General features: G+C 72.1%; 13 protein-coding genes and 1 other RNA gene. 4 read left to right on the top strand and 10 right to left on the bottom strand.

Annotated elements, in window-relative coordinates; all coding sequences use genetic code 11:
* Window positions 1-12 precede the first annotated feature (12 nt).
* On the top strand, window positions 13-882 hold the full coding sequence (locus ACQ1X7_RS05445; RefSeq protein WP_432477149.1) for an amidohydrolase family protein: 870 nt from the start codon (window positions 13-15) through the stop codon (window positions 880-882).
* 1 nt (window position 883) lies between these two features.
* Here the strand turns inward: ACQ1X7_RS05445 and ACQ1X7_RS05440 are convergent, their stop codons facing one another.
* From ACQ1X7_RS05440 to ACQ1X7_RS05430, 3 genes are all read right to left on the bottom strand, one after another.
* Window positions 884-1,930, bottom strand: a complete 1,047-nt coding sequence (locus ACQ1X7_RS05440; protein WP_432477148.1) for a TolB family protein — start codon at window positions 1,928-1,930, stop codon at window positions 884-886.
* Window positions 1,927-2,427, bottom strand: coding sequence for a SigE family RNA polymerase sigma factor (locus ACQ1X7_RS05435; RefSeq protein WP_432477147.1), 501 nt, complete (start codon window positions 2,425-2,427; stop codon window positions 1,927-1,929). Before ACQ1X7_RS05435 ends, ACQ1X7_RS05440 begins: the two co-directional genes overlap by 4 nt.
* Before the next feature lie 131 nt (window positions 2,428-2,558).
* The gene (locus ACQ1X7_RS05430; protein WP_432477146.1) at window positions 2,559-3,818 is read right to left on the bottom strand and encodes a DUF222 domain-containing protein; all 1,260 of its coding nucleotides are present in this window, start codon (window positions 3,816-3,818) and stop codon (window positions 2,559-2,561) included.
* A gap of 129 nt (window positions 3,819-3,947) precedes the next feature.
* Here ACQ1X7_RS05430 and ssrA point away from each other — a divergent pair.
* Window positions 3,948-4,319, top strand: a transfer-messenger RNA (tmRNA) gene (ssrA, locus tag ACQ1X7_RS05425).
* Between the two features lie 105 nt (window positions 4,320-4,424).
* Here ssrA and ACQ1X7_RS05420 read toward each other — a convergent pair.
* Window positions 4,425-4,979, bottom strand: coding sequence for a dihydrofolate reductase family protein (locus tag ACQ1X7_RS05420; RefSeq protein ID WP_432477145.1), 555 nt, complete (start codon window positions 4,977-4,979; stop codon window positions 4,425-4,427).
* A gap of 120 nt (window positions 4,980-5,099) precedes the next feature.
* Here ACQ1X7_RS05420 and ACQ1X7_RS05415 point away from each other — a divergent pair, with 120 nt between their 5' ends.
* On the top strand, window positions 5,100-6,008 hold the full coding sequence (locus ACQ1X7_RS05415; RefSeq protein WP_432477144.1) for a carbon-nitrogen hydrolase family protein: 909 nt from the start codon (window positions 5,100-5,102) through the stop codon (window positions 6,006-6,008).
* 59 nt (window positions 6,009-6,067) lie between these two features.
* The gene (locus ACQ1X7_RS05410) at window positions 6,068-6,841 is read left to right on the top strand and encodes a class I SAM-dependent methyltransferase (protein WP_432477143.1); all 774 of its coding nucleotides are present in this window, start codon (window positions 6,068-6,070) and stop codon (window positions 6,839-6,841) included.
* A gap of 40 nt (window positions 6,842-6,881) precedes the next feature.
* On the opposite strand, the gene ACQ1X7_RS05405 is transcribed toward ACQ1X7_RS05410, so the two are convergent.
* From ACQ1X7_RS05405 to ACQ1X7_RS05380, 6 genes are all read right to left on the bottom strand, one after another.
* Window positions 6,882-8,267 carry a hypothetical protein gene (locus ACQ1X7_RS05405; protein ID WP_432477142.1) on the bottom strand — a complete coding sequence of 462 codons (1,386 nt, stop codon included), beginning with the start codon at window positions 8,265-8,267 and terminating at the stop codon, window positions 6,882-6,884.
* 145 nt (window positions 8,268-8,412) lie between these two features.
* Window positions 8,413-9,288, bottom strand: coding sequence for an alpha/beta hydrolase (locus tag ACQ1X7_RS05400; protein WP_432477141.1), 876 nt, complete (start codon window positions 9,286-9,288; stop codon window positions 8,413-8,415).
* A 55-nt stretch (window positions 9,289-9,343) separates the two neighbouring features.
* Window positions 9,344-10,909: a DoxX family protein gene (locus ACQ1X7_RS05395; protein WP_432477140.1), complete on the bottom strand. Its 1,566-nt coding sequence runs from the start codon at window positions 10,907-10,909 to the stop codon at window positions 9,344-9,346.
* A 506-nt stretch (window positions 10,910-11,415) separates the two neighbouring features.
* Window positions 11,416-12,681, bottom strand: a complete 1,266-nt coding sequence (locus ACQ1X7_RS05390; protein ID WP_432477139.1) for a sensor histidine kinase — start codon at window positions 12,679-12,681, stop codon at window positions 11,416-11,418.
* Window positions 12,678-13,373, bottom strand: coding sequence for a response regulator (locus tag ACQ1X7_RS05385; protein WP_432477138.1), 696 nt, complete (start codon window positions 13,371-13,373; stop codon window positions 12,678-12,680). Before ACQ1X7_RS05385 ends, ACQ1X7_RS05390 begins: the two co-directional genes overlap by 4 nt.
* Before the next feature lie 150 nt (window positions 13,374-13,523).
* Window positions 13,524-14,042, bottom strand: a complete 519-nt coding sequence (locus ACQ1X7_RS05380) for a hypothetical protein (protein ID WP_432477137.1) — start codon at window positions 14,040-14,042, stop codon at window positions 13,524-13,526.
* Window positions 14,043-14,101 lie beyond the last annotated feature (59 nt).

Here is a 14,101-nt window from a genome sequence, read left to right as displayed (position 1 = left end):
GAGTATCCGTCCATGGCTGCTCCCGGGATTGTCGCGACGCTGGGTCTGCCCGGGGTGTTCGACCTGCACACCCATTTCCTGCCACCGCGGGTGATGGCCAAGGTACGGGCCCAATTCGACGCCGCGGGCCCGTTGATCGGCCGGCCGTGGCCGCTGCACTACCGCGACACCGACGACGCGCTGGTGGAGGTGCTGCGCGGCCTCGGGGTGCGCCGGTTCACCGCCCTGGCCTACGCGCACCGACCCGGAATGGCCGAGTTCCTCAACGAGTGGACCGCCGGCTTCGCCGACCGGGTGCCGGAGGCGTTGCGCTGTGCGACGTTCTACCCGGAGCCGGGGGTGGCGACGTACGTCGGGGAGCGTCTCGCGGCCGGCGCCCAGGTGTTCAAGATCCACGTGCAGGTCGGGGCCTTCGACGTCCGCGACCCGCGGCTCGACGACGTGTGGGACCCGCTCGCCGAGGCCGGGACGCCGGTGGTGATCCATGCCGGGAGCGGGCCGGTCGGCACCGAGTTCACGGGCCCCGCCCCGGTGGCCGAGCTGCTGGCGCGGCACCCGCTGCTGCGGCTGGTGATCGCCCACGCGGGCGCCCCCGAGTACGCGGAGTTCCTCGAGCTCGCCGAGCGCCACGAGCGGGTCGGCCTGGACACCACGATGGTGTTCACCGACTTCTTCGACGGGATGGGCGCCGCGTACCCGGACGCGCTGCTGCCCAGGCTGCGCGACCTCGGCCTCGCCGGCAAGGTCTACCTCGGCAGCGACTTCCCGAACATCCCCTACCCGTGGACCCACCAGCTGGAGGCGCTGGAGCGGCTCGAGCTCGGCGACGACTGGCTGCGGGCGGTCCTGTGGGGCAACGCCGCCGGCCTGCTCGACCGCTGACTCACTCGCGGGGGACCGGCTGCCAGGCGAGGATGGCCTCGCCGTCGCCGACCGGCTCGGCGCCGGTGCCGCCCGGACGCATCACGTGCACCCCGGCGGCCCGGGCTGCCCCCGGGTCGCGGGGCGGCCCCGGATCGATGCGGGTGTAGGCCAGCAGCTCGCCGTCGGGGCTCCAGGTGGCCGTCGGTGCCGAGACCCCGAGGCAGACGCAGTGCCCCAGGTCGGCGAGCCGGACCGGCGGGGCGCCGTCGAGCCCCACCGTGGCGAGGGTGTGGTCGTAGATCGGCATGCCCTCGTACTCGCTCCGCTTCTCGGCGATCACGAACACCAGCCAGGTGCCGTCGGGCGACCAGGCCGGTGGGTGCAGCGTGCGGACGTCGTACGTCGCCAGTCGCTGCGCCCCGCCCCCGTCGCGTCCGACGACCATGAGGCCCCGACGATCGAGGTAGGCGATCCGCTCGCCGTCCGGCGACCACGTCGGGGACGATCCGCGGACCCCCAGCGGCACCGCGGGCCCGCCCTCGACGTCCTGGAGGACCAGCCCCTCCTCGCCTTCCATGGCCACGGTGCGCCCGTCGGGGGCCAGCGACGGCAGGCAGTCCCCGGGGCAGGTGGTCAGCACCCGGCTCGACCCGGTCGCCACGTCCAGCGCGGTGACCTGCCGGTCGAAGGCGACGTAGACCAGCTCGCTGCCGTCGGCGGTGAACTGGAGGCGGGTGAACGGGACGCCGTCGTCGGGGAGGTGGGCGACGTCGCCCTCGACCTCCACCACGTCGAGCCCGTTGTCGGAGAGCGAGACGAGAGCGCCGTTGCGGACGTCCGGGGTCGGCCCCGCGGGCTCGACGGCCGGGTCGTCGAGACCTGCCCGCACCGCGACGGTGCCACCGACGACGGCCAGGACCAGCATGCCCGCGCCGACCACGGCGCCGGCCGCCCGTCGACGGCGGCGGGCCCGGATCCGGTCGTGGACCTCGCCGAGCCGGTCGTGGCCGTGACCGGTGACCTGGTCGGCGCGCGCGGCGAGACGGGTCAGCTGCTCGGTGTTCACGACCGGCTCCTCTCCTCGGTGGGGGATGCGAGGGCGGCGTCGAGCCGCAGCTTGGCGAGAGCCTTCGACGCCTGGCTCTTGACGGTGCCGACCGAGCAGCCGAGCAGCTCGGCGGTCTCGGCCTCGGTGCGGTCCTCGAGGTAGCGCAGCACCACGACCGCGCGCTGCCGCCGGGGCAGGCGGCCGACGGCGACCCAGAGGTCACGGTCGGCGTCTCGGTGGTCGTCGACGGCGTCGGGAGCGCGGTCCGGCAGGTCGGCGCTGGGCATCTCCGCGTTCCAGCGCCGGCGCCACCACGACGCCGACGTGGTGACGATGATCCGACGCACGTAGGCCTCGGGGTCCTCGATCCGGCTCCACGCGAACCATGCCTTGGTCAGCGACGTCTGCAGCAGGTCCTCGGCGCGTCCCTCGTCGTGCACCAGCAGGTAGGCCGTGCGCAGCAGGGCCGGGGAGCGGGTGACGACGAAGGCGTCGAACTCCCTCTTGTCCGCCATGCGACCACGACCTTCGCGGTGATCCGCCGACCCGGTGCCGGCGTCTCTCCCAAGACGCCCTGGCGTCGGCGGGAGGTTGCCCTGCGCCTTCAGGTTCCTCGTCCCCCGATCCGTGGGCAAGCAGACGGTCGTCACGTCCGCCTGTGGAACACGACGCCGCCGTCGGGCCGCGTCCGGTGGTCGTAGGCGGGGTCGTGGATCCGGCGGTGATGGAAGCCGCAGAGGGGGACCGCCTCGGACAGGTCGGTCCGGCCGCCAGGCCCCCACGGGCGTCGGTGGTGGAGCTCACACCAGGCGTACGGGCGTTCGCACCCGTCTGCGGCGCACGTGGCGTGGCAGGTGGCGAGCGCGGTGCGCTGCGCCTCGGTGAACAGCCGCGAGCTGCGGCCGAGGTCGAGCGGCTGGGACCGGCCGCCGAGGACCGCGGGCACCAGTCCGGCCTGACAGGCCAGTCGCCGTGCCTCGGACGCGGACACCAGGTCGCCGGTGTCGAGGCCGGCGGCCCGGAGCCGCTCGCGGAGGGTCTCCAGGTCGAGAGTGACCACGACCGTGGCGGCGACCTTCCCGTGGAGCCGGTCGGTGGGCAGGTGCTCGAGCAGCTCGACCAGCGCCAGCCCGGCCCGATGGGCCGGGTCGCGACGTCGCTCGGGGTCGCCCGCCTGGGCCGACGAGGCGCCGAGACCGGCGCGTCGGGGAGCGGTCAGCGCGTGGATCGCCTTCTGCAGGATCGACCCCGCGAGCAGCGGCACCGTGAAGTGGCCGGAGATGGTGCCGTCGCCGTTGTCGTGGAGGGTCAGCCGGGTGCGGTCGAGCGCGCGCTGCTCCTCGTCACGCACCAGTGACTCCTCGTGGGCGTCGACCTTCGCGCAGTCGCGTTCGACGGCCTCGAGGGCCCGCCTGGCGACCCGACGGAGCCGCACCGGGTCGAGGGTCTTCGCCTTCTCGACCAGCCGCTCCTCCACGCGGTCGACCTGGCTGGGGGAGAGCGAGTCGGGCAGTCGTCGGGTCGCCTCGGCGATGACCGTGGCGTGCTCGGTGGACATCGCACCGTCGTCGAGGGCGCGGCCGGTCGCCCTCATCCCGGAGCCGAGGTCGGCCGCGAGCCGGACGTCACGCGCACACCGGGCAGGTGCGCCGTGCGTGCGAGAGGCGAGCCAGGCGCCGGTCGACGCGTGCCCCGTCGTCGCGGCCACGCGCGAGGAGTCGGCGAGGGACAGCAGCCTCAGCCTGAGCGCCTCCAAGCGGCGTACGGCGCGCTCGCACTCGACCACCAGGCCGGCCACGCCGCCGGCGTCGTCGACCGGCCCCAACCCGTCGAGCGCCTCATGGACGGCAGCAACCACCGCGACCGGGTGGCCGGGGTCGGCGTGGAGGTCGAGTGCTGCGGTCATGCCTCCATTCTATTCGAACAAGAGTTCGAACGACAGGGTGTTGTCAAGGCCTGTGGAGAGGGAATGCGCGCGACGGCCGTGGGCGTTGGGCCGTAGACTGCGTCGAGCAGTTCGATTGACAACACCACAGGGGCTGATCGGTTTCGACTTGGGACGCTAGTTCCAGGGGAAGCGGGTCGAGGAGCCAGCGTCATCTCGTAAACGATCGCTGGAAACCATAGTTGCCAACTCTGAGCGCAACGACTTCGCTCTCGCCGCCTGATTGCGGTGATCGAAGGGTCTGACCGGGCACCCGTCCTCGTCCCGGACCCAGGCCTCATCTAGAGGACTCGCTGCTCATCTCCTGTCAGGAGGGGTGAGCGGGACTCTTTCCTGACTGAGCCCGTCGGCGAGGTGTCAGTGCCAGCGCCGGGGCCGAGAAAAGCGACACCACTGACTGCACCCGGAGAAGACCTGGTTCGGCGCTCGAGGACGCGGGTTCGATTCCCGCCAGCTCCACCCAACCAACCACGGCCGCCCATCTCGATGGGGCTCGAGGAAACGGCTCCACCGGCGCGTCCGGTGGAGCCGTCCTCGCGCAGGCGGGGCTCCGGCTCGGCCGGCGAGTCACCTGTGCCGCACGGCATACCGAAGCAGCGCCACCCCGGAACGGAACGTGTCCGACCCGAGCAGCTCGAGGCGTGGCATCGAGGTGCCTTCGGGGGCCAGGGCCTTGCCGCGTCCCTGGACGGCAGGGAAGACGAGCAGCCGGATCTCGTCGACGAGCCCGGCCGCGAGCACGGCGTGCGCCAAGGTGATGCTTCCGCACAACGTGATGTCACCGCCGTCGGAGTCCTTGAGCCGACGCACCTCCTCGACCGGGTCACCGGAGAGGATCGTCGAGTTGCGCCACTGCGCGTCCGTCAGCGAGGTGGAGACGACGTACTTCTGCACCCGGTCGAGGTACGCACCCGCGGGCTCGTCCGTATGCTGAGGCCAGTAGCCGCGGAAGTCCTCGAAGGTCTGCCTCCCGACCAGGACTGAGCCGGAACTCGCGCCCCAGCGCTCCATCCCGTCCAGCCATTCCTGGATGCCTCCCTCCGGCGACGGGTTGAACCAGTCGTCGAGCATCTCGATCCGCCCGTCGGCGGTGATGTTCTCGGTCAGCAACAGACGGCGCATGACACCGGTCTACCAGCACCAGGAACGTCGGGCTCGGACTGCGTCGAGGCAGCGTGGGGCCGTGGCGCAGCGCCCCCGAGGACCCAGTGACGCGGGTCCCGGGCGCCGTACCCTGCTGACATGGAGACCCAGTCCGCACTGCCCACGGTCCGGGTGGCTGCGGTCCAGGCGATGCCGGTGGTCCTCGACCTGGAGGCCAGCCTCGAGAAGCTGCTGGGCCTCGTCGCGGAGGCCGCCGGACAGGGAGCCCGGCTCGTCGTGTTCCCGGAGACCTTCCTCTCGCTCTACCCGTCGTACGCGTGGGCCCACCTGCCGGGCGGCGACGGCGACGCACTGTGGGAGCGGCTGTGGGCCAGCTCGGTCGAGGTCCCCGGTCCCGTCGTCGACCGGCTCGCCGCCGCGTGCAGGGAGCACGACGTCATCTGCGCCGTCGGCGTCAACGAGCGCGAGACCGAGCGCCCGGGCAGCCTCTACAACACGATGCTGCTCGTCGGGCCCGACGGCCTGCTCGGCAAGCACCGCAAGCTGATGCCGACCTACCACGAACGGCTCTTCCACGGTGTCGGCGCCGGCGACGACCTCCAGGTCGTCGCGACGGACGTGGGTCGGCTCGGAGGGCTGATCTGCTGGGAGAACCGGATGCCGCTGGCGCGGTGGGCCGTCTACCAGGGGGGTCCCCAGATCTGGCTGGCGCCGACCGCCGACGACTCGGAGGGGTGGCAGGCCACGATCCGGCACGTCGCCATCGAGTCCGGCGCCTTCGTGGTGTCAGCGCCCCAGTACATCCAGCGCGCCGCCTTCGGCGAAGACTTCGCCTGGCCGCTCCCCGACACCGAGGTCTTCGGCCGCGGTGGCGCGGCCATCGTCGCGCCCGCGTCCGGCGAGGTCATCGCTGGCCCGCTGTACGACGCCGAGGGCATCGTCGTCGCCGACTGCGACCTCCGGGAGACGCTCCACGCCAAGCGCTGGTTCGACGCGGCCGGCCACTACAGCCGCGCCGACGTGCTCTGGCCGAGGTCGGACCGCTGACGCTGGTCGGCCATCGCGTACGCCGAGCCGGTCGTCGCCGCTCGGCCTAGCATGAGCGCGTGACGGAGCTCAGGGCCGCCGCCCTGGCGCGGAACCGGGCGCTGTGGGCGGTCATGAACGAGCGATTCACCGACGCGGCGGCCGAGGACATGTGGGCCCGTGAGCAGATGGTCTGGGGGCTCTTCGCGGTGCCGGAGCGAGACCTGGGGGTCCTGGGGGACGTCGACGGGCTCGACGTGGTGGAGGTGGCGTGCGGCACCGCCTACTTCTCGGGGTGGCTCGCGCGTTCCGGTGCCAGGACGGTGGCCGTCGACGTCTCGCACGAGCAGCTGATGACCGCACGCAGGATGCAGCACCAGGTGGGACCGGTGTTCGCCCTGGTCCAGTGCGACGGGGAGCAGCTCCCGCTGTCCAGCGGATCCTGCGACCTGGTCGTGAGTGAGCACGGAGCCGCGGCGTGGTGTGACCCCGAGCGCTGGCTGCCCGAGGCGGCCCGGGTCCTGCGACCGGGAGGTCGCCTGGTCTTCCTCACCAACAGTCTGCTGTCCGCGTTGTGCGTCCCGACCGGGGAAGGGGTGGCGGGGGAGCGCCTGCTGCGGGGTCAGCGTGAGGCCTACCGAGTGGCCTGGCCGGGAGGTGGCGTCGAGTTCCATCCCTCACACGGGGACTGGGTGCGGCTGCTCCGCGCGGCGGGCTTCGTGGTCGAGGCGATGCACGAGCTCTACGCGCCGTCCGACGCCGCCGACCACGACTTCTACGAGATCGTGTCGAAGCAGTGGGCGACCCGGTGGCCCGCCGAGGAGCTCTGGGTGGCGACCCGTCCGGCGACGTGAGCGGACCAACGCCACCGCGACCCCGAGGAGGCGCCCACGCCTACGAGGCCGCGGCCGGCACGCCGTTCTGCTGCCAGTTCCAGACGGGCGCGAGGGCCTCCTCGTTGCCGAGGACCGTCGCGAGGACCCGCAGCTGGTCGACGTCGACGCCGGAGTTCTTCATGGCGTCGCTGGGGGCGTCCGGCTCGGGCATCGCCTTGAGCAGGTCGGTGGCGGTGCGGATGCCGACGCGGCGCAGGGCGATCCGGGTGCGCACGCCGCTGCGCGGGTCCAGGCACGCCGATGGTGCTCCGGCGCGCTGCGCGGCGAGCAGCTTGCGGTCGACCGGCTCCAGGTGGATCAGCAGGAAGGCCTGGTCGACCCAGTCGACGAGCCGCCCGACGGGCACGCGCGTGTGGAGGATGACGTCCACCAGGTTCATGGTGGTGAGGTTCTGCATGTCCTCGACCCCCTCCTCGGTCAGCCGGGCCTCGTACCAGACGTTCAGCCCGTCGAGCTGGTCCAGCGGGTAGTCCGGCGACAGCTGCGGGACGACGACCCGCAGCGCCTTCGAGGCCACCCGCTGCAGCGCCTGCAGGCCGACGAGCGGGAAGAAGCCGACGACGAACGCGGTGACCATCTCCGTGTTGCTCAGGGGAGTCCCGGGCGCGGAGCTGAGCGCGAAGAACTGGTGCAGGACCGCCACGATCAGCAGCACCAGGACGATGCGGAGCACGACGCCGGCGTACGCGCTGGGCCGGAGGTCGCTCTGGTAGAAGCGGCGGATCAGCATCGTGATGGCGAAGGCGTACGCGCCGAGGAAGCCGAACTTCAGGGCGTCCCAAGGGCCCGACGGCGTCAGCACGAAGTCGGTGTCCCACAGCACGGCGGCCCATCCGACGGCCAGCACCGTGGTGCACAGGAACACGGGGAAGAGGGTCTCCACGGACACCCGGAAGTTGTCGTTGTCCGAGGGGTCGGCCCCCAGGCTCGACACCCGGCGTCCGTAGTAGGCGTCGAACTTCTGCCGGTAGACGTTGGACTCGGCCGCCGTCCCGGTCACGATGTCGCTTCCGGCAGTCGCTCCCGGGGGAGGGGCCGGCAGGTTCGCCTTGTCGTCCCACCCCATCCGGTGGAGGTGCAGCACGTACTCCGCCCACAGCACGCCGGCGCGCAGCCCGAGGAAGCGGACGTAGAGCCAGCCGGGCACGAACGCGAGGCACCAGAGGCCGAACAGCTTCAACGCGCCCTCGGCCCACACCTCGGGATCCGGGAAGGTCTGCTGCGGGATGACGTGCGCCAGCATGACCGTCCCGACGGCCACCACCCCGATGAGGACGTTCATCCACGCGGCGACCGCGGTCCGGTAGATCACCGAGGACTTCAGCGCGTCGCGGACGCGGCCGGGCAGGCCTGGCGCGCCGACGGCCTGCTTTCCGATGCTCACGGTGGTCACGGTCCACCCGCCTCCCCTCGGGGGTGCCCGGTCCTCGGTCACCCCTAGCAGAGAAGAGGCGGGTCAGTGCCCCTCGGATACATGCCCGCCGTACCGACCTGCGGCGCGGCCGCACTGTCGACCGCCTGCATCGCGGTCAGCCCTCGGTCGGCGCGTGCTTGCTCACGAAGTCGAGCGCCGTTCGGGCGACCTCCGCCCAGCCGTGATCGATGGTGAGCGAGTGGCCGCGGTCCGGGATCTCGGTGAACTCGGTGACGCCGTCGTTCTTCGCGTGCTTCTTGTACGCCGCGTGGGTGATCGCGTGCGGCACCGTGTGGTCCTTCTCGCCGGAGATCAGCAGGATCGGGCCACGGTCGGCCGCCTTGTACCTCACCTTGGTCTCGCTGAACGGGTTCAGGTTCGCCGCCGCGGCCTGGAAGATCGGGACACCCGACGCGGCGACGTGGAACTCGTCGTAGAGCTGCCGCGCCTCGGCCTCGTCGAGGTTGTTGGCCCAGCCGTAGGTGAACTCCTCGAAGGTCAGGGTGACCGACCGGCGGGCGTTGGCCGGGTTGCCGAGCACCGGCGACCCCGCCTTGAGCGCCGAGGCCGGCAGGGGCAGCACCCCGCGACCCGGTGCGGGGTCGATGGCCACGGTGGCCGCGGAAACGCCCTCCCCGGCGATCTTCTGGGCGATCAGTCCGCCGAAGGAGTGCCCGACGACGGCGGGCTCGACGGCCAGGGCGTCGATCGCCGCCAGGTAGTGGTCGGTGACGGCCTGGACCATCTTGTGGGCGAAGACCTCCGGGTGCTCCCTCGCCTCGGCGACGGTCGCGGGGTCGTCGGGCCACCCGGGCGCGATCGTCACGTAGCCGTGGTCCTCGAAGAGCCGGCGCCAGCGGTCCCAGCTGCTCGAGAGCAGCCACAGGCCGTGCACGAACACGACCGGTCGTCTCCCGCTCTCGTTGGCTCGCCCGATCTCCTCGAGCTCGGCGGCCGTCAACGTGGTCGCCGTGTCAGGTGCGTCGGACATGATCCCTCCTCGGTGGTGGGCGCCGCGCGGCGCGGACGCCGTCGATCCAGGAAGGCTAGGAGGACTCATGGGTGGGCGTCTCGGCCCAGCGTGACCCGTCCTCGGCCTCCTGCGCCACGTCGTCCGCCGTCCTGAGGTCCAGGTGGCGCGCGCGGCTCGTCGTACGCCACTCACGCGGCGTCATCCCGTACGCCGCCTTGAACGCCCGGCCGAAGTAGGTGACGTCGACGAAGCCCCACTGGTGGGCGACGGCCGCGATGGTTCGGGTGTCGCCCGGCTCCGCGAGGGTACGGCGGCACGCGTCGAGGCGTTGCTGGCGGACCCAGTCGCCGAGCACGATGCCGGAGCCGGCAAGCAGCCGGTAGAGGTGCCGGACCGAGACGTGGTGCTCATGGGCGACCTTGGCCGCCGACAGGTCGGGCTCGTGCACGTGGGCGCGCAGGTAGTGGACGATCCGGTGCTCCAGGGTCCTCTCGACGTGCTCGCGCGCCTCCGGGAGGTCGTCGAGCTGTGCGGCGACCAGGGCCCGGATCAGCGCGAGGCTGGGCTCGGCGAGGTGCCCGATCTCCTGTTCGGTGAGCCTGCCGACATTCTCGGCGAGCTCGCGCAAGTGCCTGCCGGCGACCCGCGCCAGCGGCCGGGCGCCGTCGAGCCTGACGGCGGTCACCGCGTCGACGGCCCTGGCGGAGAGCTCGAGGTCGGCGATCGGGACCCGGAAGAAGTGCTGGTGGATGCCGTGCTCGTTGACCAGCGTGTAGGGCTGGCGGGTGTCGTAGACCGCCAGGTCGCCGGGCCGCAGCACGGCCTCGCGGCCGTGCTGGACCACCATGCTCTCGCCGGTGACCTGGAGGCCCAGGAACAGGTAGGGGTCGTCGGGGTCGTGCGCCAGCCGAGGAGTCCGGGTGACGGTCGTGGCGTTGGAACGGATGGAGCAGATGTTGAGGTGACCGGCGTCGGTGATCCGGCCCTGGGCGCGGATGGCCGCCGGGTCGGGCTGGTGCTCGATCTCCACGCGCACGACCGAGTCCCAGATCAGGGTGCGGATCGCCTCGGCCCGGTCGGCCGGCGGGAGCACGTCAGCGTCGAGGACGATGGGCATGGTGCTCCTTCCGGGCGGCGGACCCGAGAGATCTCCAGTCTGCCCCGGGCCGGCGTGGAGCGCCACGCCTCGCCCGGTGGCGCGCCGGGCGTCAGGTCGGCACACCGCAGCGGTCGCGGCGGGGACCTGCCCGACCAGCTGGGGGAGTGCGCCTCCCTCGCTCACGCTCCTGCGATCAGCGCGCCGGCGGCCAGTGCGGGCACCAGGTACAGGAGCGGGAAACGGCACGTGGCCGTAGGCGCGAGCCTTGACGATGGTGACGACGGCCCCGGCGAAGTAGACGATCAGGCCCGCCGCGGCGGCCACGCCGACCGCGGGGACGGCCAGGCCGACGAGCAGGCCGACAGCGCCGAGGGCCTTGGCGGCGCCGAGCCACGGCCACCAGCGTTCCGGGACCCCGCAGTCGGCGAGGTTGTCGACCACGAAGGCCTTCCGGGTCAGCAGGCTGAAGGCGGAGAAGCCGATCCAGGCGGCGGCGATGATCACGACGACGGTCGCGATGGTGCCCACAGGAGTCCTCACTCCCTCTACAGATGTCGAGAGAGTGGCGCTCTACAGGTGTCGAGAAATCCATCGCAGGGGTGTCGACCGAAGATCGCCGAGGTCCCGAGTCCCCCGATCGGGGGACCCGGGCTCCACCCCTCCATCCACTGGTCGGCGGACGACGCGGAGGACGGCCCGGCTGCAGGCTCGAAGGCAGGGAACCAGCGCCCCGGAGGAGGCGAGACATGAGCCGGATCAGCGGCAGTCAGGGCACGCACGGGCCCCCCCGCGACGACGGGGGCGCGTGGTCGCCCCGACCGGGCGGAGGCGTCAGCACGGATCGACCGGCGCAGGAGTCCCGGTCCCACCGTGCGGCGATCGTTGCCTGCATCGCGGTGGCCGCGCTCGCGGCCGCAGGTCTGGTGACGGCGTTGGTCCTCGGCGTCGGCGGTCACGACCCCACGTCGGGGGCGCCGTCCCCTCACGCGGCGCACGATCAGGTGACGAGCGGACAGTGAGGACGCTGGCAGCCGGATGACGGCGCCTCACTGCCGGACGACCACGGGCAACCTCACCTCCGCCCGGGTTCCCTGCGGCGGTACACGCTCGAGACGCAGGTGTCCTCCAGCCGCCTCGACGTGGATTCGGCGGGACGCCAGCCCCACGTGACCGATCCGGGCCCGTCTTGCCTCCTCGTCCGGGTCGATCCCACGACCGTCGTCGGTCACCCTCAGCACGGCCAGGGGGGTGGCGCCGTCCGCCTCCAGCCCCAGCTCCACCAACGCGTGGGTCGCACCCGCGTGCTTGACGACATTGGTCAGCAGCTCCTGCGCGGTACGCAGCAACAGCTCGTCGCCCGATGTCCCGGTGTCGCCCCAGGACTCGGCCGAGAGCTCGACACGCAGACGACTGCGGCGCCCGATGTCGTCGGCGAGGTCGGCAAGGGCTGCCGGCAGTCCTGCCTCGCGCACCACCGCCGGGTGCAGCTGGGTCAGCGTCGACCGCAGCATGCCGACCGCCTGGCCGAGAGCGTGCTCCACCCGTTCGGCCGCCACCGGGTCGGAGGCGACGTCCTCGAGGTCCTGCCGGGCGGCCAGGACGTACTGCAGGGCTCCGTCGTGCAGGTGCTCGGCGAGATCGCTGCGTTCGCGCTGCTCGATCTCGACCAGCTCGTCGACCAGTCGCGCCCGGTCGGCGGCGAGCCCACTGATGGCGGTGACGCGCGAACGGTGCAGCGCCGACAGCATCACGCACCCGATCCCGACCACACCGAGGAGCCCGGTGCGCAGCAGGACCGATGCCCACGGCTCGGCGTCGGCATGCCGGGTCGAGACGCTGGCCACGAGGTGCATCCCCACTGCGGCCGCCGACACCACGCCACAGGCCCAGGGGTTCAGCTGCGCAGCCGCGAGCACGGGGATGACGAATAACGCGAACACCGCGACGAACGCCGTCCACGTCCGCTCTGCGGAGACGTCTGCGACCAGCGCGAACGCGGTGACGGCCAGGACGTCGAAGAACAACGCCAGCCACACGTACGGCGCCGCCGCGGCGCTGGCGAGCCGGACCAGGATGCCGACCACCACCGACCAGACGGCGTAACAGATCACGATCACCCAGCACAGTGCCTGGTCCTCCGCGGGCGGCACCGTCAGCAGGGTGACCACGAAGAACCCGACCAGCAGCAGCCGGAGTGCCCGCTGGATGCGTGCCCCCTGGTAGAAGTGGGCGAGCAGCAGTGCCCGCAGGTCGGGACGCTCGAGGGCCGGCACCGGAGCGAGGAGGTCGCTCGGCCGCCGCGCGGGGCTCATTCGAGCAGTCCGCGCCGCATGCCCTCGGCCACCGCTGCCGCCCGGTCGGAGACGCCGAGCTTCTCGTAGAGGCGCTGCGCGTGGGTCTTCACGGTGCTCGGAGCGAGGAAGAGCTCGGTCGCCAGCTGCGGGATGGACAGGCCGCGAGCGAACCCGGACAGCACCTGGTGCTCCCGGTCGCTCAGAGCCACCTCGGCGACCTTCGCCTGCTGCCGGATCTGCGTGGCGAGGCCGGCGGCGAGCTCGGGAGGCACGATGGTCTCCCCCTTGGCCACCCGGAGCACGGCATCGACGATCTCGGCACGCCGCGAGTCCTTCGAGAGGTAACCGGCCGCCCCCTCCTGCAGAGCCTGGAACACCACCGCGCCGTCGGTCAGGGCGGACAGGATCAGCACCCGCGTCGGGAGCCCGTCACGGACGACGGCATGTACGACGCCGAGTCCGTCGATGTCGGGCATCTGGTAGTCGACGACGGCCACGTCCGGACGTTCGGCCCGCAGCAGCTCCAAGGCGGCTCGTCCGTCGCCGGCCTCGCCGACCACCTTCACGTAGCCACTCTGCTGGAGGCCGCGGACCAGCCCGTCCCGGAAGAACTCGTGGTCGTCCACGACCACGGCCCGGGTGAGTGCGCTCCCCGTCGCGCGCCCGGTGGACGTCGCGGAAGCGGTCGAGCCGGTGCGGCTGCGCTCCACGGTGGCCTCTCCCGACCCGTCCCTCCGACGGCGCCGTCGTCCCACGTGAAGGCTAGCCACGATCCGCGAGTTGCGGCAGTGTCCGGTCCGGCCGGGCACACACAGCTGGGGTGGAGCCTCGCGGCTCCACCCCAGGGTTGGGAGGCGGTCTCAGGCTGCTGCGTTCTCCAGCACCGATCCGGTGTCGCTGTGCGTCCCGGTCGTGGGGACGCCACCCATGAGCTCCCGGCCCCGCATCCAGACGATCTGGGCCTGGACGGCCACCATCACGGCGATCATCAGCATGACCTCGCCGAAGCCCGCGGTGTCACGCAGGCCGGACAGGTACTCGTAGGTGCCGATGCCGAACTTCGCGAGGATCAGGCCGAGGAACAGGGTGATCGTCAGCACGGTGCCCTGCCGCAGCACCCGGCCGTCGGCCTCGCGCCAGACCCGGGTCTTGTAGCCACGGACCAGGCCGACCACGGCGCTGAGGGCGATGCTCAGGGCCAGGAGGCCGATGGTGAGGGCACCGTGCGGCAGCGCGAACCCGCCCACCACCACTCCGACGACCGCGTAGATGATCGCGAGCTTGAAGCGACCGTTCTCCCGGACCTCGCTCACGGTGGTCTGCTTGTAGACGGCGTACGCGGCGAGTGCGATGAGGGCGATGATCTCGATGGGTGACATGGCTTTCTCCTGAGGACGTTTCCGGTGTCGGTGTCCTCAGACTTCCCCAGGGCGGGCGC

The organism is Nocardioides sp. GXQ0305 (assembly GCF_050880345.1).
Classification (GTDB): domain Bacteria; phylum Actinomycetota; class Actinomycetes; order Propionibacteriales; family Nocardioidaceae; genus Nocardioides.
Note: the sequence above shows the minus strand (reverse complement) of the source record. Positions and strands in the feature narration are given on the sequence as shown.